The following is a 24497-nucleotide window of genomic DNA, read 5'->3' on the forward strand; positions in this document are numbered from 1 at the left end:
CACATTATTCACTTTCTTTCATTTCGTTTGATGTGCGTACTCGTGCATTCCCCATAAATACGACCGTAATCGCCGCAAGTGCAATCGGGAATAAAGCAATCATAAATACGTACGTAATACTTTGTGACATCGCATCGATGACTTTATTTAAAATATCAGGCGGAATTTGTGAGCGGGCACCCTCTTGGAAAATGGCTTGCGGATCGCCAATTTGAGAAGGGGCTCCTTTCATTCCGCTGAAGGCATCTGCTAAACGATTCGTCAGGACATTTGTTTGAATCGTCCCGAAAACCGTCACACCTAACGTCATCCCAAGTGATCTCATAAACGAATTGGTTGAGTTTGCACTGCCGCGATAGCGCGGAGAGAGATCATTCATTGAAGCAGATGGCAGAAGGGAGAAGCTAAAGCCGACACCAAAGCCTGATATCATCATAAAGAGCGTGAGCCAGAGTCTTGCTGTATCTGGTGACATGTTGGCAAGCAGCATCATCCCAGCGAAAAATGAAATCACAGAAATGGTCATAAGGCGTCTGAAAGGTACTTTCGTCTGCATCGTTCCGCCAATCATACTGCCAATGACGGACCCTATCATCATCGGAGTTAAAATGAAGCCTGCACTTGTCGCAGATTCACCGTACACTGCCTGCACGAAAATAGGGATAAAGACGGCAAGAATAATAAACGTCCCGCCATATAAAAACGCTAAAATTTGAGATGTCGCAAATAAACGATTTTTAAACATCCAAAATGAAATAATCGGTTCCTCAGCTTTACGCTCAACGATAAAAAAGATGGTACCGAAGACAACAAATACAGCAAATAGTGTTAGGATTTGTACGGAATCCCAAGCATAAGATTTACCACCAAGCTCAAGTGCGAACATCAAGCTTACAACTGAAACGACAAGAGTAATGGCACCTGACCAGTCGATTTTCTGCTTACGATGCTCAAGCGATTCCTGATAGTATCTGGCGATCAAGATCACACTGACGATACCGATTGGCACGTTAATATAGAAAACCCAATGCCAGCCGATCGAATCCGTAATAATGGCACCTAACAGCGGGCCAAGTACACTTGATAAACCAAATACTGCACCAAACATACCTGACATTTTTCCGCGCTTTTCAGGCGGGAAGATATCAAAGATAATCGTAAATGCGATCGGAAGCAGTGCACCGCCTCCAAGCCCTTGAATGGCTCGGTAAATAATGAGCTGATCCATCGTTTGTGCAATACCACACAGCGCAGATCCAATTAAAAAGAAAATAAGTCCAAACAGAAAAAAACGCTTTCGACCATACATATCAGAAAGCTTTCCATAAATCGGCATTCCGGCCATCACTGCCACCATGTAAGAAGCGGTCACCCAAGCAAATTTATCAAAACTGCCTAAATCTGCTACGATGCTCCCCATCGCTGTTGCGACAATGGTATTGTCCATCGCTGCCATAAAAATACCTAACAGCAAACCGATGACAACGAAGCGAGTGGATGCCTTGCCTTTATCCACAGTATTCATTTCATTTACCTCCTGCTTACGTTCTCTTCTTTTTTTTGCTATGATCAATTTAATCATTAAGTAAGAGAACATTTATCTTGATGATCAAGATAAATTGATTTTAAAGGGAGGAGAACAAGTTGTCAATAAAGAACGGGGCTGAAGACAGAGCAGACCTGATGATTCATACGATGAGGCGACTTGCCACACGAACGGTTTTGTTCCACCAAGCGGCCGCTCAATCGCTCGGCCTTTTCCCAACAGATCTCAAATCAGCCGATTTATTAAACGAACTGGGACCACTCACAGCAGGCGAATTAAGTGAAAAAACAGGTCTTAGCTCAGGTGCCGTCACGGCTCTTATTGACCGGCTTGAAAAAGCAGGCTACGCCAAAAGGGAGAAGGACCCAAAAGACAAGCGAAGGGTCATCATTGTTCCAATGACTGCGGGGAAATCACAGGTGAAAAAACTCTTCCAATCCTTATCGGCATCAACAAAACAGCTCACAAACGAATACAAACCAGAAGAAGTAGATTTAATTATTCAATTTATTTCCGAAGCAGCAGATATTATGGATCAAGAGCTGCAATTGCTTAAGTCTAAATCGTAAGAAAGCACACTGTTGGAGGTGTGCTTTTCTATGAAATAAAATAGCGAGGATTACGATTGGCTCGATTAGTGACATCATCCTTGCCATGGAAGTGCTCTATAACACTTGTTTACAATGGAGCAACTCAAACGGTTTTAATCAAAGGATGGTTGTGAAAATTTCCTCTTAATTATTACTGACGAATACGAGGCTAAAGCGTTCTAATAAAACACTGATCATTTACATATTAAGTACTGTTTTTGTATCTATATTCCTATTTAATGACAAACTTTATGTTGGTAAAATTGACCTTGTCATTGAATAAGAAGGAGTGAATTCTGCTGGGGAAGATACTTGATGCAAAAGCACTAACAAGTGCCATGGACGCAAGGGCAAAACACTACCAGGAACTCCGCGAACAAATGGTAGATTTAAAAAAGGCATTAAAAGGTGTTGCCAATCTCGGTGATGATTTCACTGGAAAAGGCGCCGATAACATTAAAAGTTTTTACAAAGAACTAGCAGGTAATGTGGACATGTTTATCAGTTTTATTGATAAGCAAAAAGCCTTTCATGAAGGTGTTTCGGGTACATTGGATGATACAAGCTTTGGCGGCGATACTTTTGTAGAAGAACACTTTTTAGACAACGCAGTCCATATGGGCATCAAAAATACCAAAAGCATTGTGAAGGATCAAAAAAAGGCACTCAAAACGATTTTTCAAGATATCGATGACCTCATTTCTCTAGAAGTATTTGATAGCCAAACCTTTGATGAAAAGATCGCAGATGCAGAAGACGAACGGAAAAAGACGGTTAAAGATTTGATAGAGCTTGATCAAAATTTAAAAGATGAATATGCTTTGTCAGAGACTGAGGAGAAGGCTACAATGGCATTGTACGCAGAAATGATGAATGCGACAAATGACGGAAAATCCATTTCGCCTATGAATTTTGACAAGAAAGCGTATCAAAATAGTGAAATTTACAAGGCAAAAAGCGATATTGAGAAGCAAACTTCTGAATATCTTAAAATTAAAGAAGAACAAGAAGAAGCCCGCGAGATCGCGAAAGAACAAGAAGCACTCGCAAATCGTCCTTGGTATGAAAAAGCCCTCGATTATGGCGGAAATATCGTCAATGAACTGACAGGCGTAAACGATGCAAAACGTGCCGCCACCGGTGTAGACCCGATCACAGGAGAACAGCTCACCGCAGGCCAGCGAGTCGCCGCAGGCGGTATGGCCGCAGCAGGCTATATCCCTGTCGTCGGCTGGGCAGGGCGCATATTCAAAGGCGGAAAAGCCGTCTATAAAACGACCCAATCCACATCAGCCGCAGTCAGAGCAGTCGACATTTACAAGACATCACAAAAGTCCTTTGACGCCTTAAAAACATCCCAAAAAGGCTTATATGGCCTCACCGCAACCAACGGCTTCAGCGAAGCGATTACAGGCCGAGACATGTTTGGAAACAAGATCTCAAAAGAACAGCAGGAAGCGAGTATGAATGCAGCTCTTGGAATGCTTTTACCGTTTGGAGCAAAAGGGTTTCATGGTAAGATGGGAATCAAGAAAGGTGAGAAAAATTCTTTATCTCCAGGTAATGGATTAGCTACACATGAATCCAGAGGCGGGCACTTAATAGAGAGACATGTTGGGAAAACAGATGAAGAACTATTAGAAAGGCTGAAAAGTAATCCTAAAATTACGGGTTCTTCTACTTTTAACGATAGAATGACTGCGGAACGAGTTGCTGATTCAGTTCTGGGTGACCCTAAGAGTATTGATAAAATACAAAAATGGTTATCAGACCCCAACAGTAGACCTATATTACCATTAAAATATAAGGGTGATGGAGAGGTAATTGGCAGAAGTGTTTCGAGAAATTCAGAAGTAGTCGAGAATGTTACAAATGCAAAAATTATATTGAAAAAAGATGAGAATGGCGGTTTTATTTTAACAGGATACCCTGTTAAATAGAAAGAAGGGTGATAAAATGAATGAGAGCTACAGTTATTTAGAGGAGTTAGAAGATTTTTTAGGTGGGACATTTCATCAGGATATCGATTCACCAGAAGAAGCGTTAGATGAGTTTATTCATGAAGCTAGCAAAGAATGTCTGCTGTCTACTATAAGGGATTGTCAGGATTTTTTGAATAGTAATTTAACAATACAGGAAAAAGAAAGCTTTATCGAAAATAATGCAGAAATCTACTTTCCGGCGATCTCATTAACCCCTCTACAGTGGTTTAATAAAATAATAGAGAAAATGGAAGAAGCATTGAAAATGAAGTAACTAAATGAACCTTGATGGGCTATGCCTTTCAAGGTTTTTTATGTTTATTGGACTTCATACCGACAAAAACGGGCATAAAAAGGGAACTTTTTTAGTGCGAATCATCGTACGTTTAAAACAAGCAATAAGAACTGAATTGAAGGAAGAACCTGCGTACGCTAATCATTGAGCACTTTAAGGCTTGATTGCGTCCATTTTTTGATTGGGAGACGTGCCTTTCCCTTATCAATGGAGTATCTGGATATGGAACAAAGGTGTTGAGGAATGTGGCCATACGAGAGGGAGATGATAAGCTTTGATGTATCTGCAAATCCAACAAAAGCGAATCACATTTCAGGAAAGGACATGGCTATGTTTGTTGCGGTTCAGAGTCACAATGATTAAATTTATGTGCCAAACCTTATTCCTCAACGAAAAGTTGCAGGGGAATGGGTCACAATCAAAACGAATTCACCTAACCCGCTTAACCCAGGCGAAAAGCTGTTTGATGAATTAAATATTAATGAATCCCTTGATAACAAGAAAGGCACTTATCGATTCAAGATTGATGTAGAACGTTACGACAAGAATGGTAATCATGTTGAAACAGTCGGTACATTCTACACATCAGAATTTTACGTTAAATAAAACCATTTCACTGAATACCTGGAAATTTTCAAATCACCTCCGATATATGTTTAGGAGGTGATTCTTATGAATGAAATTAACAAAACCAACGAATCTTCATCATTTGGCCAGAGTAAATACATGCAGATTTATTTGAAACAATTTGGGAAGGATATGCATAAAACAACTATTAATCAACAAACAGCATTTAAAGAGAGAATTAAAAAGGATCATGATAGTAAAAAAATTAAAATGCTTTTGGGTAGGGTTGAAGATATGTTAGATAATAAGAAATCTTCTAATCATTTAACTACAGCCTTTTTTGGAATCGTGTCTTTTGGATTTGCAAGTTTAATGAATTATAGTATTAATCCAATAAAAGAAATACATGTAAGCGGGCCATATATTCTTATCATAATTACACTTACTATTGTTCTTTTGTTTTGGGTCAAGACTGTTTTGGATGAAAAAAAAGAACTCGATGAATTGAGTCGTTATAAACGATTATTACAAGAATGTTTAGATGAAATATCTGAAAAGAAAAGCAAAAGACGTTTCTTAAAATTAACAAACAAGTACCGAACACCTTAGGAGATAAGGTGTTTCAGACCGTAGACAAACCCCACCTTTACTTGAAGTAAAGTGGGGGTTTCACTTATTTTGATAAAATATATCAGTTGGCTTACGCTGGACATGGTCCTTTCCATGTCCAGTTTGCTAGTTTTTTGAGATTCATGGCATCGAAAGTAAGCATCGCCTGCATCGAAACTTTTTTCAGTCCTCGAAGTTTCGTCCATCGCATACCATGCTTTTCTTTTGCATCCGCAAAAACGCGTTCAATATGTGCGTCATACACGTATTCATTCTTTTTTAAGTAACCAGCTTTTGTTCTCGGACGAGTGTAAGGCATGACAGGTCTTATCTCTTGATCCATTAAAAACTTAGCAATGTAAGGTGTTTTATATCCAGCATCTACTGCGACTACATTTGGTTTTCCGACTTTCTCTGTCACCTTTGATACAAGTGAATCTAACATACGACTATCATGAACATTTCCACCTGTGACCAGTGACCCTAAAATAAATCCTTTTGAATCACAAGCTGTATGAAATGAATAAGCAAATGACTTTTCACGTTCATCCTTTACATAGTAGCCACTCTCTGGATCAGTTGTACTGACCTTGATTTCTTTTTTCTCTTCTTGATCTGTAGGGGTAAGGGCTTTTTTCCATGTTCTTCACGATCAATATTGATCTCCTCATAAAGCTGATTTTGATAACTTCTCGTCTCTACTCGAACGATTTTCTTTTCAGATATTTTCTTATTGGCATCCGCTTTTATATGACTGGAATCGCTGAAAGCACACTCAATCGGGTGTGCTTTTTCTTATGGAAAAATGGGAACCCACAAGCTGCGCATCAAAAGCTGAAGACATTTGGACTTCTTTGCCGCCAGTCAGTTGATTAAACTTATAACCAAAGGGAAGAAGGGAGGGATTCCATCTGTATTTAACCAAAAGGGGCACCACTTTATTATCGATGCTGCTTCACACGACATCTTATCTATCAATCGAAGACTTACAGAATCGACTGAATGTCTCTACTCGAACCGTCTACTCCGACATCAAACGAATGAATAACTGGCTCGAAACACATCAGCTTAGCCGTGTTCAGCGAAAAGAACAGTTTGGCTACTATTTAAATCCAAGTGAGAAAGAAGCGATTCTGAAAAAAGCAGACACCATTCTCGTCGGTCATGATTATGAACCATGTGTAAAGGAAAGGCGTGCGATTCTGCTCTTATCCATTGCGTGCAGCGAGAAACGCTTAAGGATTGATGATTTCATAGAGATGACAAAGGTAAGCCGGAATACATTGCTTGAAGATATGAAACAGCTAAAAGAGGCGCTTTCAAAGCAGCAGCTCACCCTTCATTATCAGGCAGCCTGCGGCTATTTTTTATCAGGTGACGAAAGAGCGATTCGATTGGCTTTAAAGCCCTATATCCACTTCATTCGAACAATGATCAAAAACGAAAAAACGTTTCCTTCGTTTTGGTTAAAGGGCCCTATTTCATATAAGCGGTTACACCTTCTCCTCCAGCACTCAGAACAAGAACTTAAGCTCGAGTTTGCAGATGACATGCTGGATCAGCTGTCTTTGGATCTCTTTTTCTACTTCAAGCGGATGAAGCTAGGACGTGCTGTGCATCTTTCAAACGAAGAAAAGCGTACATTGCAGGAAACAGATGAATGCTTGGCTGCTATTCGCTTCATGGCACAGATTCAAAAAGAAACCAGTCTTCATGTTCATGATGATGAAATCTATTTTCTTAGCACGCTATGGCTCAGCGCAAAGAAACAAAAGCTTCCATCAAGTAAAAAACCTGAAGAGCATCTCATTCGTACCATCGCCAGACAAATGATATTTGACTTTCAGCGGTATGCTTGTATTTCCTTTCAAGAGCCAGAAGCCTTAGAGAAAAACTTAACCATGCATTTAATTCCGGCCTATTACAGGCTCATCTATCACGTTGGGATCATCAATGAATTAACAGATTCGATGAAAAAAGCACAGCCAGAGGTGTTTGAAATCACTCAAAAGGTCGCATGCCATTTAGAAAAGGCGACCTGTTCAAAGATGAGCGACCACGAAATTGCGTATGTTGCGATGCATTTTGGCGGCTGGATGAGAAGAGAAGGGATTTCACCGATTGAGAGGCGTTCTGTATACATTGTCTGCGGCGAAGGAATTGGCACAAGTCACATGCTGAAAACACAGCTGCTTGAATTAATCGGCTACATCGAGGTACGCGCTCTGTTATCTAAGCGTTCATATGAAGAATTGTCATCCATCGATGCCGACTTTGTTGTATCAACAACACCGATTTCGTTTAAAGGAAAACCCGTTCACGTCGTTCACCCTATTCTTACCGCCTATGAGAAAAAAATATTGCTCCAATATGGGGATGGCGGGGAAACCAGGCTTGATGAGCAAAGGGTAGACGTTTTATTCAACATCATTCAGCAGCATACCATCGTACAAAATGAAAAAGCACTGCTTCGTGATCTTAAGGAGCTGCTTCATCCCGAATATGTATCCCATCAGAAAGGGTGGAAAGCAGTGTTAAACGATTTATTAACAGAAGAAACCATTCAGCTCCAGCAAACCGCAGAAACGTGGCAAGAGGCCCTCACAAAAGCAGCGCAGCCTTTACTCGATCAAAATGCCATTCAGGGAGGTTATGTGGAAGCCATGATTCAGTCCGTTCATCAAAATGGGCCTTATATTGTGATTGCACCACAAGTGGCGATTCCGCATGCCAGACCAGAGGACGGCGTGAACACATTAAGCATGTCACTCATGTCATTCAAACAGCCTGTTTACTTTTCAAAGGATGAAAAAAAGCAGGTTCGACTCGTCATCGTGCTAGCTGCCATTGACAGTATGACTCACCTGAAAGCACTCAAACAGCTGACCATGCTGCTAAGTGATGAAAAACGAATCCAACAATTAATTGAAGCAGAGGAATTAGCATCGATTCAAGAACTAATTGATCAATTTTCACAAGTATAAAGGGGGAAAAAGAGAATGAAAAAAATTCTTGTTGTGTGCGGAAACGGATTAGGAAGCAGCTTTATTGTAGAAATGAATGTCAAAAAAGCTTTAGAAGAGTTAGGCCTTTTAGCTAAAGTGGATCATACCGATCTCAGTACAAGTAAAAATGAAAAAGCCGATCTGTATATCGGAGCAAAAGACATTATTGATCAACTGGATGACGGTACAAGAAAGGTTGCTGGATTAAATAACTTGTTAGACCAGGAATCCATTAAAGACGTTCTTCGCAAACACATATAAGTCAGGAAAAAGGGGGATTCACATCATGATAGAACTGATCATGAACGATATATTGGGCACGCCTGCAATTCTCATCGGTTTGTTTGCACTAGCCGGTTTACTTTTGCAGAAAAAATCAGCCGCAGATACCGTGTCAGGCACCTTGAAAACAACCATGGGATTCTTAATATTAGGAGCCGGCGCCACAGTCGTGTCTGATTCACTTGGTGTTTTTCGAAAAATGTTTGAAGCAGCCTTTCACATTCAAGGAGTTGTTCCAAATACAGATGCCATGGCGGCCATTGCCCAAAAGGAATTCGGTACACAGACAGCGCTCATTATGATTTTTGGCATGCTGGTCAATCTGTTACTGGCAAAATTCACACCCTTTAAATACGTCTTTTTAACAGGTCACCATACCTTATATATGGCTGCGATGCTCGCAGTCGTTCTCTCAACAGCCGGAATGCACGGAGCGCTCCTTGTCACCACCGGTTCGATCATATTAGGTACAGCTATGGTGATTGCACCCGCTATCCTTCAGCCCTATACAAGGAAAGTCACCGGAAACGATGATCTCGCGCTCGGCCACTTCAGTACCTTCGGTTATTTTACAGCGGGAATGATCGGCAAATGGGTAGGCCGTCCAGAGAAATCAACAGAGACCATTCAAGTGCCTAAATCACTCGGCTTTCTAAGAGATACATCTGTTGCAATTTCGATCACAATGGCTTTGCTGTTCTTTGCGATCGCACCGTTTGCAGGGATTTCCTTTATAGAACAGATCAGCGGAGGCACGAATTTCGCCGTCTTTATTCTCATCCAGGCCATTACCTTTGCAGCTGGTGTATATATTATTTTAGCAGGGGTTCGGATGGCAATTGGTGAAATCGTGCCTGCTTTTAAAGGGATTGCCGATCGCTTTGTGAAAGGAGCAAAGCCGGCACTTGATGCGCCAACCGTTTTTCCATTTGCTCCAAATGCGGTCATCATCGGTTTTTTATGCAGCTTTGCAGGAGGAATTTTGTCCATTTTCCTTTTGCCTTTGTTTGGTTTAACTGTGATTGTCCCTGGTCTTGTCCCGCACTTTTTTTGCGGTGCTACAGCAGGAGTGTATGGCAATGCAACAGGAGGGGTGAGAGGTGCTGTCGCCGGGGCATTTGTGAATGGATTACTTCTTTCATTCTTACCTGCTTGTTTACTCCCTGTGTTAGGAACTCTTGGCTTTGAAGGGACAACTTTTGGAGATACAGACTTCGGTATCATCGGAATCTTGATTGGAATGATCAAGTTTTTATTTCATCTTTAAAAAAGGAGGAGGCTGAAAATGACAGCCATTTTTTCACCTTCACTGATGTGCATGGATTTAACGCACTTCCGTGAACAAATTCATCTTCTTAACACGAGAGCAAATCGGTATCATGTCGACATCATGGATGGTCATTACGTGAAGAATATCACCTTATCACCCTTTTTCATTGAACAGCTTCGGAAACTGACAGATGTACCGATTGATGTTCATCTTATGGCCGAACACCCCCAGGAATTTTTAATCGATGCATGTATTGATGCAGGCGCAACCATGATTTGTTTACACCCAGAAGTCGTGCAAAAAGACGGCTTTCGAATCATCCGGCATATCCACCAAAGAGAGTGTGAGGTCGGCTTTGTCTTAAATCCTGCCACACCAGTTGCGGCGTTAGATGCTTTTATTCATTTAATAGACCGAGTGACGATCATGACGATCGATCCAGGCTTTGCCGGACAGCCTTTTATTCAAGAAATGCTTCAGAAAATCAAAGAGGTGAAGGATGTAAAAGAGAAGGGAGGATACTCGTTTTCAATCGAAGTAGACGGCTCTTGTAATGAAAACACCTTCCGCCTCCTTGCTGAGGCTGGAAATGAGATCTACATCATCGGCACCTCAGGCTTATTTGGCCTTCATGAACAACTCGACACCGCCTGGGAAACAATGAAGCAATTATTTGCAAAAGAAACAGCCACAATTGAATCACCTTAGTAAAAGAGAGGATGAAATCCATCCTCTTTTTTACTTAAATTTACTAAAAGCACTGCACATTCACCAACACATACTCAAAAACATGACTAAAAGCGCAAATTTATAATTGAAAGCGCTTTATTTATGTGTTATTCTTCAAATATCTTTAGTAAACATTTAGTCAAATAAGCCGTGAGGAGTTTGCCTATGACCACACTCAAAGATATTGCTCATGATGCAAAAGTGTCCGTTTCTACTGTATCCCGTGTGTTAAATGGCGACCAAACGCTAGCCGTTTCACACGCAACAAGACAAAACATCCTCGACATAGCCAAAAAATTAAACTATACCCCAGTGAGAGCAAGAAAAGCCGATCAACCAGAAGGAAAAAGCCCATCTGTATCCCCAGTCATCGGTGTCGTTGTCGCACAATCCATTGATGAAGAATTAAATGATCCCTTTTTTTCATCCATTCGAAAAGGAATCGAAAAAGAATATGCCAAACAAGACCTGTCCACCCTCCATACATTTCGCCTGAGAAGCATGGACAAAGGTGAGATGCTAAAGGATATAGACGGTTTGATCGTCATTGGACGAATCAGCCCCGATACTGTTGAAAAAATGACAAATCGCATGGAGCACATTGTTTTTATCAATCATTATGCAGATGAAGATTTGTATGATTGCGTACATGTGGACTTTGTAAGAGCGGCTGATCGCGGGATTCGTCACCTGCAATCTCTCGGCTACACACACCTAGGCTATATCGGCGGGAAAGAACGGGAACATTATTTCGAAGGGAACGCTGTCATTGAGGACGAAAGACAAACGACTTTTATGAAAAGAATGCAAGAGGCAGGAGGTCTTCATATGGATGACATCCACATTGGTGAATACTCCATGCAAGAAGGCTATACGCTTATGCAGCAAGCCATCCAAAAAGGAAATCTCCCAGAAGCCTTTTTTATCGGAAGTGACTCCATGGCGATCGGTGCTATGCGCGCTCTACATGAAGCGGGTCGCCGTGTGCCTCTAGATGTCTCCATTGTTGGGTTTAATGACATTGAAGCCGCTTCATTTTCAAGCCCCACGCTCACGACCGTCAAAGTGTATACAGAAGAAATGGGGGAAGTTGGTCTAAAGCTTTTGCTTGAACGGATACGAGGAAGAAAGCTGCCTCTAAAAGTCGTCGTACCAACTAAGCTCATTAAACGGGGCAGCACATGCCCCATCCATGAAAGGGGGTGAACCAAGATTTCAGTAAACAAAAAAGAGACAAAAAAGCAGAAAGGAAGCTGCTAAGCATGATGGCCAGATCATGCTGAAAACAAGGCAACTTACCGATATGCTCTCTTATCTCTTTGAAAAGAATAGAATTCCAGTATAATGGACTTCTTTTGTTTCCGCAACTGCATGAATTCTACCTATTATCGTCTGAATTTTCAGTGATCAAAAGGAGGAAACCATGAATAAAAAAATCATGATGATGTGTGCAGCCTTTTTCTTGACCGTTATTTTGTCTGCTTGCGGCAATAACGGCGCGTCTGAAGCAAACGGAAAGGTCACCCTGACTCTATTTTCCACGATGAGTAACAGCGGGGAAAGAAAAGCGTTTGAAGAAGTGATTCGTGATTTTGAAAAAGAACATGAAAGCATTCGGATCGATGCCAATTTCCCTGGCAACAGCTACGAAGATATGATACGCGTCAAAATGGGGGCAAACGATATGCCTGACCTATTTGATACACATGGCTGGGCGAAATTGCGCTATAGCGAGTATGTGGCTGATTTAAAGGAGATGGACTGGGTCAAACAGCTTGATCCTTCACTCGACCAGATATTAAAGGACAAAGATGGCAAAGTGTATGCCTATCCGCTGAATCAAGCCAAGGACGGGCTCAGTTTTAATGCCAATCTTTTAAAAGAATACGGCATTGAAGTACCTAAAACACTAAATGAACTCAAAAGTGCTTTACAAACGGTCAAAGAAAAAAGCAAGGGAGATGTTGTGCCGCTCTGGATACCGGGAGGGGATAATTCAAATATCGCCCAAGTCTTTGATGAACTAGCCACGCCTTTATTAATCACCGATCAAAAACATCAATACGGTAAAGAACTTGAAAACGGATCATTTGATTGGTCTAACTATACACCGCTTGCACAGTTCATGAAGGAGCTGAAGGATCAAGACCTTTTAAACAAAGATGTCCTTACAGCGAAACTATCACAAGCTCCTGAGCTGATGGCGCAAAACAAAATCGCTTTCACTTTTGTCGGGGGATCTCTAGGTCCTGAAGCGACAGAGCTCAATCAATCGATCAAAGTAGGGACGATGCCTGTTCCTGCCATTCATGAAGGAGATAAGCAAAGCTGGATTGGCGGAGAACGGTTTACTGTCGCTGCATGGAAGGAATCCAAACATCTAAAAGAAGCAAAACAATTCATCGACTTTTTAGCAAAACCAGAAAATGCGAAGAAAATTGCAGAGGGCACATCCTCTGAAACCGCCTTAAAGCAGGTGAAAGCCAAAAACTATTACTCTACGTTTTACGAGCAATACGAACATATCAAGATTGAACCATATTTTGACCGAAAATACTTACCGAGCGGTATGTGGGCTGTCATGGCAACAACTGGTCAAGAATTATTAGCAGGCTCTATCACACCAGAACAATTATCAAAGAAAATGGAAGAGGAATATAAGCGCCTGAAAAAACAATAGCTGTCTTATGCTGAAACAGGAGTGAAGCCAATGAGTGACATCACAAAAGAAAAACAGGCGGCGACATTCACCTCTTTTCCTAAACAGAAGATGAAAAAAAGCCAGAATTCATCACTTTGGTGGATGTACATGCCAGCTGTTCTCGTGGTCAGTACCTTTATCATCTATCCCTTTTTTAACGGGATTCAGCTTTCTTTTACAAATTGGAACGGTTTCTCGCAAAATGATGAGTGGATTGGACTTGATCAATACAAACGGCTGCTTCAAGACCCTACAACATGGCTTGTTGTCAAAAACACGCTTCTTTACGGAATCGGGAGCACAATTTTACAAAATATCATTGGACTTGGATATGCTCTCCTGCTACATCAAAGCTTAAAGATGAGAGCCATCACAAGAACGGTGATCTATTTACCCGTCATGATCAGCCCAATTGCCATGGGCTATATTTGGTATTTTGTGTTTGCCTACCAAGGTGGTGCATTAAACGATGTTGTGACACTTTTTGGATTTGACCAAATGAATGCGCTCGGCAATCCGCAATTAAACACATGGATCATTGTGTTTGTCAATACGTATCAATTCGTCGGTATTGCAATGATCATTTATTTAGCAGGACTTCAAAGTATTCCAAAGGATTACTATGAAGCGGCACAATTAGATGGCGCGTCAAGCCTCCAGCAATTCAGGCAGATCACATTGCCGCTTTTAATGCCGTCCATCACCATTAATGTTGTGCTCAATGTCATTGGCGGACTCAAGCTGTTCGATGTCATTGTAGCACTCACTGGCGGCGGACCTGGAGATTCCTCACAATCGATGTCGACCTTTATGTATGATCTATATTTCAAACGTCAGGATGCAGGCTATGCAGCGACGCAAGGTGTTTTCATGGCAGTCATCATCCTTGTCATTAGTGTTACAGCACTGATCTATTTCAAACGAAAGGAGACCGAGGTGTGATGGATAACGCCTATAAACGCAAGAAAAGATGGTACTACTTACTGGCGCTATTGATTACATTGCTTCATTTGATTCCATTTTATATTTTGGTAACGACATCACTAAAGGGCATAGGAGATTTCAGCTCAAAATGGCTGTTTCCATCAACACTCCATTTTGAAAACTTTCGCATTGCATGGACAGAGGCACAGCTTGGCCAGTCCTTTTTGAATACAGTGATCATTACGTTCAGCTCGGCGGTATTACTCATCATTCTTGGATCTCTTGCAGCCTATCCGCTCGCAAGAAGGGTGACAAAGCTCAATAAAGCGGTGTATCTTTTATTCATTGCGATTATGGTCATTCCGCCGCTCACAGCCCTCGTTCCACTATATAAAATGGTCGTTCAAATCGGGATGATGAACACCTATCAGATCGCTATTTTAAACAATGTGGCCGCTTTTTTGCCGCTGACGATTTTTTTATACGCAGGTTTTATCCGTTCGACCATTCCGAAGGAGCTTGAAGAAGCAGCTCGTATTGATGGAGCGGGGACACTCAGAGTTTTTTTCACCATCATTTTTCCGCTGCTGAAGCCAATTACCGCTTCTGTTTTAATCATTGCCTGTGTGTATATTTGGAACGACTATCAATTTGCCATCTTCTTTTTGCAAGATAAAGAGATGCATACACTCACTGTCGCCTTATCCAATTTTTTTGGTCAAAATCAGCATCAGCTCCAGCTTGTTGGCGCCGCCGCTCTCATTGCGATGCTGCCAATGGTCACGATGTTTTTACTTTTGCAAAAATATTTTATTGCAGGGCTTTCCCAAGGCTCTGTCAAAGGGTAATCCAACATTTGTAAAAAGGAGAGTCGTCTATGTCTAAAATTACATTTATCGGTGCAGGGAGTACCGTCTTTGCTAAAAATATATTAGGAGATTGTCTGTTCGTCCCCGCACTTGCCGGCTTTCAATTCGCATTATATGATATCGACCACAACCGGCTGAAAGAATCAGAAACGATGCTGCGGCACTTAAAAGAAAACTACGCTGCAAATGTGACGATTCAGTCCTATCACAATCGTAAAGAAGCCTTAAAGAATGCGAAATATGTCATCAATGCCATCCAGGTTGGAGGCTATCAGCCTAGTACTGTCATTGATTTTGAGATTCCTAAAAAATATGGGTTAAGACAAACGATTGCTGATACGGTTGGCATCGGCGGCATCTTCCGTTCCCTTCGAACCATTCCTGTGATGCTAGACTTTGCAAAGGATATGGAAGAGGTTTGCCCAAATGCCTTATTGTTAAATTACACAAATCCAATGGCCACACTGACAGGCGCCATGCTGCGTTATACACCGATCCAAACGGTTGGTCTTTGCCATAGTGTGCAGGTGTGTACAAAGGATCTGTTTGACTCACTTGAAATGGACCATGAAGGCATTGAAGAAAAAATTGCCGGCATTAACCACATGGCATGGTTATTAGAGGTGAAACGGGACGGAAAAGACTTGTATCCAGAAATCAAAAGAAGAGCAAAAGAAAAGCAGCAATCGCGGCATCATGATATGGTTCGTTTTGAGCTAATGGATAAATTCGGCTACTATGTCACAGAATCCTCAGAGCATAATGCCGAATACCATCCTTATTTCATTAAATCACGCTATCCAGAACTGATCGGTCAGTTTAACATTCCGCTCGATGAATATCCGAGGCGCTGCGAGGAACAAATCAACAATTGGAATACAATGAAGCATGATCTTGTGGGGAATACACAAATCACGCATACTCGCTCTAAAGAATATGGTTCACGTATTATTGAAGCCATCGAAACCAACGCTCCCTTTAAATTTGGTGGGAATGTACTGAACACAGGAGGCCTCATTCACAACCTACCTGAAAAAGCCTGTGTAGAAGTGCCGTGTGTTGCAGATCGAAGCGGCATCATGCCATGTTATGTCGGAGAGATACCTGAACAATTGGCTGGACTCAACCGAACCAACATCAGCTCACAGCTCATAACGATTGAAGCTGCGATCAGCGGCAAAAAAGAGCACATCTATCAAGCGGCTTTACTAGACCCACATACAAGTGCTGAACTTTCGATTGATGACACCATCAAATTATGTGATGAATTAATTGAAGCTCATGGAGAGATGCTGCCAAATTATACAGAAGCGAATCAATATACCGTATCAACGAAATAACTGAAATGAACCAGCCTTTACCTGATGCACAGCGCATCAGGTTTTTCTTATGTAGCAAAAAGATCATTGACTGAAAGCGTTTTTAATATTATGATTTTTTAAAGTTAACCAACAGTTAACCAATAATATATCACTAATTGATGATATTGTGGTGTCATATTACATAAACAAGGGGGGATGGATCTGCGGCAAACAAGGGCTGACAGCACTTGACATTACAGCTTAGAGAAAGCTGTTTATCACAACGTCAACCAAAACAGCGGTTTGATTTGACAAAGAGTGTATACAGATGAACTCCCGTTAGATGAGACAATGACGATAAATAAACATCCTAAAAGCATGACATTCTTAACAAAGAGGAGAGAGAACATGACCAAAACAGATGTACAAACGTTGAAAAATTATATTGGCGGACAATGGATTGAGGCAGAAACAAGCCAAACGGAGGCTGTTTATAACCCGGCTACTGGCGAAGTCATCGCAGAAGTTCCACTTTCAACGAAAACAGATGTAGAACGTGCGGTACAAGCAGCACAAAAAGCATTTACCACTTGGTCTAAAACAGCTGTCCCTAGACGTGCACGTATTTTATTTAAATACCAACAGTTACTCGTTGAGAAATGGGATGAGCTAGCAGAGCTGGTCACAATTGAAAACGGAAAAAGTTTAACAGAAGCAAAAGGAGAAGTGCAGCGCGGGATTGAATGTGTGGAATTTGCTGCTGGTGCACCGACCTTAATGATGGGAAAACAATTGCCAGATATCGCGACAGGGCTGGAATCTGGCATGTACCGATACCCAATTGGCGTCATCGGTGGTATTACACCATTTAACTTTCCGATGATGGTCCCATGCTGGATGTTCCCGCTTGCCATTGCTTGCGGCAATACATTTGTCTTAAAACCTTCAGAGCGAACTCCCATTCTCGCTGCACGGTTAGCAGAACTATTTGAAGAAGCGGGACTGCCAAAAGGTGTTCTCAACATTGTAAATGGTGCTCACGATGTCGTAAACGGCCTGCTTGAACATCAAAAGGTCAAAGCCATTTCATTTGTCGGCTCTCAGCCAGTCGCAGAATACGTCTATAAAAAAGGAACAGAGCATGGCAAACGTGTACAAGCACTTGCCGGCGCAAAGAATCACTCCATTGTGTTGAAAGACGCCGATTTAGATGCGGCAACAAAACAAATCATTGGGGCTGCTTTTGGATCAGCAGGAGAGCGGTGCATGGCCGCAGCCGTTGTCGCAGTTGAAGAAGAAGTGGCGGACGATTTGATTCAAAAATTAGTCGATGAATCCAATCAGCTCGTGATTGGAAACGGAATCGATGAAGATGTCTTTCTTGGTCCAGTCATTCGAAAGGAGCACAAGGAGCGGACGCTTCAATACATCCAATCAGGGATTGAAGAAGGGGCCAGCCTCATTCGTGATGGCCGGCAAGACAATGAAACAAATGGAAAAGGTTATTTTGTTGGACCATCGATCTTTGATCATGTCACACATGAAATGAAAATTTGGCAGGACGAGATTTTCGCCCCAGTCTTATCAATTGTTCGTGTTTCATCACTAACAGAAGCGATCGACCTGTCCAATCAATCAAAATTTGCTAACGGTGCCTGCCTCTACACAGACAGTGCATCAAGCATAAGAGAATTCCGCGAAAATATAGAAGCAGGTATGCTAGGCGTTAACATCGGTGTTCCCGCACCAATGGCATTCTTCCCGTTTTCCGGCTGGAAAGATTCTTTCTACGGCGACTTGCATGCCAATGGAACAGATGGAGTGGAGTTTTACACAAGAAAGAAAATGGTAACCGCTCGTTATATGTAGTCTACATTCATTGAATAAAGAGGAAAAAATGCAGCTCCAGAATGGATGACTGCATTTTTTTGTTGCCTTCTAGTCAAAAGGTAAGGGTTTTCATCATGATGTTTGCAGTGATTTGCACTAGAAATCATCCTTTGTATTCATTCTTCATCACCACATATCAACATATTTTGAAATTGGGCGTAAACCCCAATATGAGGAAGATGAAAACAGGAGGAAAATGACACGATGAGGAAGAGGATGAAGTGCGGTGTAGGTTTTTTGATTCTTGCTTTGGTGCTGAGCTGTATACCGGTATATGATGCGAGTGCAGCAAGTACCCCCATTGCAAAACGAGTAGGAAATGCAAATCCGCTTATAGACCATCACTTGGGGGCGGATCCGTTTGCGCTCACCTATAACGGAAGAGTGTACATTTATATGTCGAGTGATGACTATGAATATCACAGCAACGGAACGATTAAGGACAATTCTTTTGCAAATTTGAATAGGGTCTTTGTCATCTCTTCGGCGGATATGGTGAACTGGACAGATCACGGAGCGATTCCAGTAGCTGGCGCAAATGGGGCCAACGGCGGGAGAGGGATTGCCAAATGGGCAGGCGCTTCCTGGGCTCCATCAGCAGCGGTGAAAAAGATCAATGGAAAGGATAAGTTTTTCCTTTATTTCGCAAACAGTGGCGGAGGGATCGGAGTCCTTACAGCAGACAGTCCAATCGGTCCATGGACAGATCCAATCGGAAAAGCGCTCGTCACGCCAAGTACGCCAGGCATGTCCGGTGTTGTATGGCTTTTTGATCCCGCTGTATTTGTAGATGATGATGGTACAGGTTATCTATATGCCGGCGGAGGCGTTCCAGGCGGGTCAAATCCAACGCAGGGACAATGGGCCAATCCTAAAACAGCAAGAGTCCTGAAACTAGGGCCAGATATGACAAGTGTTGCCAGCAGTGCATCAACCATTGATGCCCCTTTTATGTTTGAAGACTCGGGGATGCATAAGTATAACGGAACCTATTACTATTCGTATTGCATCAATTTTGGCGGCTCCCACCCAGCAGATAAACCACCTGGTGAGATTGGCTATATGACGAGCTCAAGTCCTATGGGCCCCTTTACGTATAAAGGACACTTCCTGAAAAATCCGGGTGCGTTTTTCGGCGGCGGCGGTAACAACCATCATGCTGTGTTCAATTTTAAAAACGAGTGGTATGTCGTGTATCATACGCAAACTGTCAGCTCAGCATTATATGGAGCCGGCAAAGGCTACCGTTCTACCCATATTAATAAGCTTGTGCATAATGCAGACGGTTCCCTTCGAGAAGTAGCAGCCAATTATGAAGGGGTGAAACAGTTATCCAATCTGAATCCATATCAACGGGTTGAAGCTGAAACATTCGCTTGGAATGGACGTATTTTGACAGAAGCTTCCTCAGCACCCGGAGGACCGGTCAATAACCAACATGTCACAAACATTCAAAACGGAGATTGGGTGGCTGTCAGTCACGTAGATTTCGGATCAAGCGGTGCTAGAACCTTTAAAGCCAATGTCGCATCCACTACAGGTGGAAAAATAGAAGTGCGCCTTGGCAGTGCAAACGGCAAGCTTGTTGGAACACTAAATGTTCCTTCCACAGGCGGAACGCAAAACTGGCGAGAAATAGAAACTGCGGTAAACGGAGCAACAGGCGTGCACAACGTATTTTTTGTCTTTACCGGAACAAGCTCTGGAAACCAATTTCAATTTGATTCCTGGCAGTTTACTCAAAGATAGCAAAAGAAAGACAAAAACAGATGCTGCTATTTCTATAAATGTTTGATGGAGGAGTGGGGAAACTTGATGTCAATTGTAAAAAAACCAATTTGTACTTTATTGGTCTGCTTTACGATGCTTTCAGTCATGTTCATTGGACCAGGAGTGGCTGAGGTTTCAGCAGCAAGTGATGCAAATATTAATATCAATGCGGAAAGACAAGTGATTCGCGGCTTTGGCGGAATGAACCACCCGGCTTGGATTGGTGATTTGACAGTGCCTCAAAGGGAGACCGCCTTTGGCAATGGACAGAATCAATTAGGTTTTTCTATTCTTAGAATTTATGTAGACGAGAACAGAAATAATTGGCACAGAGAAGTCGCCACAGCCAAAAGGGCGATAGAGCATGGAGCTTTGGTGATTGCTTCGCCTTGGAATCCTCCAAGCAATATGGTCGAGACCTTTAACCGTAATGGTACGTCTGCAAAACGGCTTAGATACAATCAATACGCAGCATATGCTCAGCATCTCAATGACTTTGTAACGTACATGAAGAATAATGGAGTAAATCTTTATGCCATTTCTGTACAAAACGAGCCCGATTATGCACACGAATGGACATGGTGGACCCCGCAGGAAATCCTGCGTTTCATGAGAGAAAATGCCGGCTCCATTAATGCCCGCGTCATTGCGCCAGAATCCTTTCAATACCTCAAAAATATATCAGATCCCATTTTAAACGATCCGCAGGCGCTTAGAAATATGGACATTCTCGGTGCACATCTTTACGGAACCCAAATCAGCCAGCTTCCATATCCTCTTTTCAAACAAAAAGGAGGAGGAAAGGAGCTATGGATGACAGAAGTATACTACCCGAATAGTGACAACAATTCAGCGGATCGCTGGCCTGAGGCATTAGGCGTTTCAGAGCATATTCACCATTCAATGGTAGAAGGAGATTTCCAGGCGTATGTTTGGTGGTACATCCGCAGATCATATGGTCCTATGAAGGAAGATGGAATGATCAGCAAACGCGGATACAACATGGCGCATTTCTCCAAATTCGTGCGTCCTGGCTATGTAAGGATTGATGCAACGAAAAATCCTGAACCGAATGTTTTCGTATCAGCCTATAAAGGTGACAATAAAGTCGTCATTGTGGCGATTAATAAAAACAACGCAGGAGTCAATCAACACTTTGTGCTGCAAAATGGATCTGCTTCGCAAGCGTCAAGATGGATTACGAGTAGTAACAGCAACCTTCAGCCTGTAACAGATTTAAATATATCAGGCAATCAATTTTGGGCCCATCTCCCGGCTCAAAGTGTGACAACATTTGTTGTGAAACGCTAAAGTCATCCGAATTGCAAAAAGCCAATTTTCTCACTCAAAAAAGAAAATTGGCTTTTTTCTGTGGTCAAACGGTGTTGATTTTTTCACTATGAATAAACATTGGGTATAATAATGACAATGACTTCATAGGAGTGATCAATGTATGTTACAGCTTCACAGCAAGGTATTAATTATAGATGACGAAAAAGAAATATTAGAACTGATCAACACCGTATTAACAAGAGAAGGTATTGATCGCGTGATCACTGCTTCGACTGCCCGTGATGGATTGGCAAAATTTCAGCAAGAACATCCCGATTTGGTCATACTAGATATCATGCTGCCAGACGGTGAAGGCTATGATATTTGCAAACAAATAAGAGAAATCTCCCATGTTCCGATTATCTTTTTGTCGGCAAAGGGTGAGGAAACAGACAAAATTGTAGGACTTGCGATCGGCGGGGATGACTACATTACGAAACCCTTCAGCCCTAAGGAAGTCGCCTATCGGGTCAAAGCGCAGCTGAGAAGATCATCTTACTTACAGCCTTCTCAAACCGATACCGTGATCAAAAAAGGACCCTTTGAATTAAACGAGCAGCAAGCAGAGCTCACCAAAAATGGAGCGGCAATTGAGCTAACACCGAAAGAGCTTATGCTCATGACCTATTTCTTACAGCACCCAAATCGCGTTATCAGTAAAGAAACACTTTATCAAACCGTATGGGGAGAAGACTTCTTCGGTTCTGACAATACGGTGATGGTTCATATACGTAGACTTCGGGAGAAAATAGAAGCCTCCCCGTCAACACCGGAGTTTCTCGTCACTGTTAAAGGGCTGGGCTATAAATTTGTTGTAAAGGATGCGTAAGGATGAATTGGCGATTAACAGGCAGATATATGGTCTCTGTCATTATCGTGACCATTATCACTGTCTTTATCAACTTATTTGGATTCATGATATGGCTTGTACTGCAAGCAAGCAGCCAGCATAGCGAAGAAAATACGCCCGAAACCTTCACAAGATCATTTGAGCAATATATCACCTTTTCCGATCAAGGAATCACCGTAAAAAAAGAAGGGCAGCAGGCTTTAAAACAGCAAAATGCGTGGGTTCAAATATTGGACGAAAATGGACAAGATGTGTATCATATCCGAGCACCTAAAGGATTAAAGGACAAATATACACCTTTAGAAATCGTGAACTTACATAAATATAAGGATAAGCAATTATTATCGACCATTTATGCCGGTGGAAAGAAAGTAAAGGGTAAGGAATACAGCTACTTTATCGGATTTAAGAATCCTTCACTCGGAAAATATCTATTCTCGTTCGACACGAAGGATTTAGTGACGAGATTCAATATCGGGACGATCATTTTATTATCAATAGATGCCATCATTGCGCTAATCATTGGCTATCTATTCAGCCGGCAGCTCACAAAACCGCTCGGCCGTGTCATTCATGGAATCCAGCGGTTAGCAAATGGCGATTACACGACAAACCTGCCAACTAAGGGGATGTATAAAGATGTCTTCTATAATGTCAATCACTTATCAGAACAACTAGCTTCAAGCAAAAAAGAAAAAGACAAATTAGAGCAAATGCGGGAAGAATGGATCAGTCATATTTCTCATGACATTAAAACACCATTAGCTTCTATTCAAGGCTATGCTGAAATCATCAAAGATCCAAACTATCCTCTTTCAGGTCATGAAATCAGACATTACGCCCGCATCATTGAAAATAAATCACTGTATATCAAAGATGTCATGGAGGATCTAAATTTAACGTCAAGGCTGAAAAATAACGACGTGATGCTGAATAAAGAGCTAGTGAACATTGTATCCCTGCTTAGGGAAACGTTAATTGATATTTTAAACGATTCTAGGTATGCGGATCAGTTGATTGAGCTTCAAACGAATGTAGAAAAACTGATGCTGAACATTGATGCGATATTGATTAGAAGAGCGGTCACGAATCTCATTTTAAATGCCCTCGTTCACAATGATCATGATGTGCAGATCGTTGTACAGATCGAACAAAAAGAACAAACCCATGTGACCATTAAAGACAACGGCAAAGGAATAGAAGAAGAGGAGCTAGAAAAGGTGTTTGACCGCTATTACAGAGGAACAAATACAGGAGTAACACATGCAGGCTCTGGTCTTGGGATGGCCATAGCAAAAGATATTATCCAAAAGCACGGCGGGGATATCACCATAAGCAGCACTTTAGGGAAAGGAACAACAATCGACATACAATTACCTTCATAAATGGCCATAAAAAAACGGTTCTGACCAATAACAGAACCGTTTTTTCCACTTATTATTCTGAAAACACTTTGATTCCTTTGACAATGTTCCAGATGAAGAAATAGATCGCCACAAGGAATGTCACAGCATACGTCGCAAGCACGAAAGGCCCAGCATGTCTGATATCGTTCATGCCAAGTAAACCTGAACCGATGATGCCAATACCAAAAATCAAATAAGGAATCAGATGCGTCCACAACGATTTTTTCGCATGATATTTCACATCTTCCTGACCTAAGAAATAGACAATAATCGGAAACAGAAACGGTGCAAAAAATATACTGAAGTAACATAATGAAGACAAAATTTTATTTTCTCTCAAACCTTTTCACCTCTATGATTTATTTAAGGGAGAATCTTTTGACTCAGCCCTTCACTGAAGTACAAACCTATTGTACAACCTCAACCTTAACCTGTATTAATCCCAACCTTACAGCAACCTTAAAAATGGCTAAAAATCTAATGATTATATTCTTGACCTTGAAGTATAGTTCAACCTTTATAATGGACATAGCAACAGGTGACTAACCTATTCATGAAAAATACGAACATAGGAGAAAG

Annotated in this window: 21 protein-coding genes and 1 pseudogene; 19 read left to right on the forward strand and 3 right to left on the reverse strand. The window is 41.7% G+C overall.

Features of this window, described 5'->3' with window-relative positions:
• Positions 1-4: 4 nt before the first annotated feature.
• Positions 5-1525, reverse strand: a complete 1521-nt coding sequence (locus R0K30_RS11640; RefSeq protein WP_256499627.1) for an MDR family MFS transporter — start codon at positions 1523-1525, stop codon at positions 5-7.
• Between the two features lie 158 nt (positions 1526-1683).
• Between R0K30_RS11640 and R0K30_RS11645 the strand changes: the two genes are divergently transcribed.
• From R0K30_RS11645 to R0K30_RS11665, 5 genes are all read left to right on the forward strand, one after another.
• Positions 1684-2115, forward strand: a complete 432-nt coding sequence (locus R0K30_RS11645) for a MarR family winged helix-turn-helix transcriptional regulator (RefSeq protein ID WP_367308231.1) — start codon at positions 1684-1686, stop codon at positions 2113-2115.
• Between the two features lie 359 nt (positions 2116-2474).
• Positions 2475-4076, forward strand: coding sequence for a ribonuclease YeeF family protein (locus tag R0K30_RS11650; RefSeq protein WP_410610800.1), 1602 nt, complete (start codon positions 2475-2477; stop codon positions 4074-4076).
• A gap of 16 nt (positions 4077-4092) precedes the next feature.
• Positions 4093-4392, forward strand: a complete 300-nt coding sequence (locus tag R0K30_RS11655; RefSeq protein WP_099728395.1) for a contact-dependent growth inhibition system immunity protein — start codon at positions 4093-4095, stop codon at positions 4390-4392.
• A gap of 390 nt (positions 4393-4782) precedes the next feature.
• Positions 4783-5019, forward strand: coding sequence for a structural protein (locus R0K30_RS11660; RefSeq protein ID WP_410610802.1), 237 nt, complete (start codon positions 4783-4785; stop codon positions 5017-5019).
• A gap of 66 nt (positions 5020-5085) precedes the next feature.
• Positions 5086-5589 carry a hypothetical protein gene (locus R0K30_RS11665; RefSeq protein WP_099728394.1) on the forward strand — a complete coding sequence of 168 codons (504 nt, stop codon included), beginning with the start codon at positions 5086-5088 and terminating at the stop codon, positions 5587-5589.
• Positions 5590-5680: 91 nt separating this feature from the next.
• Here the strand turns inward: R0K30_RS11665 and R0K30_RS11670 are convergent.
• Positions 5681-6360: pseudogene (locus R0K30_RS11670) on the reverse strand (transposase); the annotation flags it as partial.
• Between the two features lie 140 nt (positions 6361-6500).
• Here R0K30_RS11670 and R0K30_RS11675 point away from each other — a divergent pair.
• From R0K30_RS11675 to R0K30_RS11740, 14 genes are all read left to right on the forward strand, one after another.
• Positions 6501-8573: a BglG family transcription antiterminator gene (locus R0K30_RS11675; protein WP_410610939.1), complete on the forward strand. Its 2073-nt coding sequence runs from the start codon at positions 6501-6503 to the stop codon at positions 8571-8573.
• Between the two features lie 15 nt (positions 8574-8588).
• Positions 8589-8855 carry a PTS sugar transporter subunit IIB gene (locus tag R0K30_RS11680; protein ID WP_099728392.1) on the forward strand — a complete coding sequence of 89 codons (267 nt, stop codon included), beginning with the start codon at positions 8589-8591 and terminating at the stop codon, positions 8853-8855.
• A 25-nt stretch (positions 8856-8880) separates the two neighbouring features.
• Positions 8881-10143 (forward strand): PTS ascorbate transporter subunit IIC, encoded by a 1263-nt coding sequence (gene ulaA / locus R0K30_RS11685; RefSeq protein WP_230030234.1) that lies wholly within the window; start codon positions 8881-8883, stop codon positions 10141-10143.
• Positions 10144-10161: 18 nt separating this feature from the next.
• Positions 10162-10854: a D-allulose 6-phosphate 3-epimerase gene (alsE, locus tag R0K30_RS11690; protein ID WP_410610806.1), complete on the forward strand. Its 693-nt coding sequence runs from the start codon at positions 10162-10164 to the stop codon at positions 10852-10854.
• Between the two features lie 186 nt (positions 10855-11040).
• On the forward strand, positions 11041-12081 hold the full coding sequence (locus tag R0K30_RS11695; RefSeq protein ID WP_410610808.1) for a LacI family DNA-binding transcriptional regulator: 1041 nt from the start codon (positions 11041-11043) through the stop codon (positions 12079-12081).
• Positions 12082-12298: 217 nt separating this feature from the next.
• Positions 12299-13555: an ABC transporter substrate-binding protein gene (locus tag R0K30_RS11700; protein WP_099728388.1), complete on the forward strand. Its 1257-nt coding sequence runs from the start codon at positions 12299-12301 to the stop codon at positions 13553-13555.
• Positions 13556-13585: 30 nt separating this feature from the next.
• Entirely contained in the window at positions 13586-14518 is a 933-nt protein-coding gene (locus R0K30_RS11705) for a carbohydrate ABC transporter permease (protein WP_249705545.1), read from the forward strand.
• Positions 14518-15348, forward strand: a complete 831-nt coding sequence (locus R0K30_RS11710; protein WP_410610811.1) for a carbohydrate ABC transporter permease — start codon at positions 14518-14520, stop codon at positions 15346-15348. The genes R0K30_RS11705 and R0K30_RS11710 overlap by 1 nt, the downstream gene beginning before the upstream one ends.
• A gap of 29 nt (positions 15349-15377) precedes the next feature.
• Positions 15378-16709 carry an alpha-glucosidase/alpha-galactosidase gene (gene melA, locus R0K30_RS11715; RefSeq protein ID WP_410610813.1) on the forward strand — a complete coding sequence of 444 codons (1332 nt, stop codon included), beginning with the start codon at positions 15378-15380 and terminating at the stop codon, positions 16707-16709.
• Between the two features lie 369 nt (positions 16710-17078).
• Positions 17079-18539 (forward strand): CoA-acylating methylmalonate-semialdehyde dehydrogenase, encoded by a 1461-nt coding sequence (locus R0K30_RS11720; protein WP_099728384.1) that lies wholly within the window; start codon positions 17079-17081, stop codon positions 18537-18539.
• 225 nt (positions 18540-18764) lie between these two features.
• Complete coding sequence (locus tag R0K30_RS11725) at positions 18765-20309, forward strand: glycoside hydrolase family 43 protein (protein WP_410610815.1); 1545 nt, start codon at positions 18765-18767, stop codon at positions 20307-20309.
• A gap of 66 nt (positions 20310-20375) precedes the next feature.
• Positions 20376-21641: a glucuronoarabinoxylan endo-1,4-beta-xylanase XynC gene (xynC, locus tag R0K30_RS11730; protein WP_410610941.1), complete on the forward strand. Its 1266-nt coding sequence runs from the start codon at positions 20376-20378 to the stop codon at positions 21639-21641.
• A gap of 142 nt (positions 21642-21783) precedes the next feature.
• Positions 21784-22491: a response regulator transcription factor gene (locus tag R0K30_RS11735; RefSeq protein ID WP_099728381.1), complete on the forward strand. Its 708-nt coding sequence runs from the start codon at positions 21784-21786 to the stop codon at positions 22489-22491.
• A 2-nt stretch (positions 22492-22493) separates the two neighbouring features.
• Positions 22494-23897 (forward strand): sensor histidine kinase, encoded by a 1404-nt coding sequence (locus R0K30_RS11740; RefSeq protein ID WP_410610818.1) that lies wholly within the window; start codon positions 22494-22496, stop codon positions 23895-23897.
• 52 nt (positions 23898-23949) lie between these two features.
• Here R0K30_RS11740 and R0K30_RS11745 read toward each other — a convergent pair whose 3' ends face one another.
• Entirely contained in the window at positions 23950-24258 is a 309-nt protein-coding gene (locus R0K30_RS11745) for a magnetosome magnetite crystal formation protein family (protein WP_099728379.1), read from the reverse strand.
• Positions 24259-24497 lie beyond the last annotated feature (239 nt).

The sequence above is a fragment of the Bacillus sp. SIMBA_154 genome (assembly GCF_046536015.1).
In the GTDB taxonomy this organism is placed as follows: Bacteria; Bacillota; Bacilli; order Bacillales; family Bacillaceae; genus Bacillus; species Bacillus pumilus_P.

Coding starts and splice junctions, on each gene's coding strand:
- R0K30_RS11640 (WP_256499627.1), bottom strand. CDS start 1,525: ATGAATACTGTGGATAAAGGCAAGGCATCCACTCGCTTCGTTGTCATC.
- R0K30_RS11645 (WP_367308231.1), top strand. CDS start 1,684: ATGATTCATACGATGAGGCGACTTGCCACACGAACGGTTTTGTTCCAC.
- R0K30_RS11650 (WP_410610800.1), top strand. CDS start 2,475: ATGGACGCAAGGGCAAAACACTACCAGGAACTCCGCGAACAAATGGTA.
- R0K30_RS11655 (WP_099728395.1), top strand. CDS start 4,093: ATGAATGAGAGCTACAGTTATTTAGAGGAGTTAGAAGATTTTTTAGGT.
- R0K30_RS11665 (WP_099728394.1), top strand. CDS start 5,086: ATGAATGAAATTAACAAAACCAACGAATCTTCATCATTTGGCCAGAGT.
- R0K30_RS11680 (WP_099728392.1), top strand. CDS start 8,589: ATGAAAAAAATTCTTGTTGTGTGCGGAAACGGATTAGGAAGCAGCTTT.
- ulaA (WP_230030234.1), top strand. CDS start 8,881: ATGATAGAACTGATCATGAACGATATATTGGGCACGCCTGCAATTCTC.
- alsE (WP_410610806.1), top strand. CDS start 10,162: ATGACAGCCATTTTTTCACCTTCACTGATGTGCATGGATTTAACGCAC.
- R0K30_RS11695 (WP_410610808.1), top strand. CDS start 11,041: ATGACCACACTCAAAGATATTGCTCATGATGCAAAAGTGTCCGTTTCT.
- R0K30_RS11700 (WP_099728388.1), top strand. CDS start 12,299: ATGAATAAAAAAATCATGATGATGTGTGCAGCCTTTTTCTTGACCGTT.
- R0K30_RS11705 (WP_249705545.1), top strand. CDS start 13,586: ATGAGTGACATCACAAAAGAAAAACAGGCGGCGACATTCACCTCTTTT.
- R0K30_RS11710 (WP_410610811.1), top strand. CDS start 14,518: ATGGATAACGCCTATAAACGCAAGAAAAGATGGTACTACTTACTGGCG.
- melA (WP_410610813.1), top strand. CDS start 15,378: ATGTCTAAAATTACATTTATCGGTGCAGGGAGTACCGTCTTTGCTAAA.
- R0K30_RS11720 (WP_099728384.1), top strand. CDS start 17,079: ATGACCAAAACAGATGTACAAACGTTGAAAAATTATATTGGCGGACAA.
- R0K30_RS11725 (WP_410610815.1), top strand. CDS start 18,765: ATGAGGAAGAGGATGAAGTGCGGTGTAGGTTTTTTGATTCTTGCTTTG.
- xynC (WP_410610941.1), top strand. CDS start 20,376: ATGTCAATTGTAAAAAAACCAATTTGTACTTTATTGGTCTGCTTTACG.
- R0K30_RS11735 (WP_099728381.1), top strand. CDS start 21,784: ATGTTACAGCTTCACAGCAAGGTATTAATTATAGATGACGAAAAAGAA.
- R0K30_RS11740 (WP_410610818.1), top strand. CDS start 22,494: ATGAATTGGCGATTAACAGGCAGATATATGGTCTCTGTCATTATCGTG.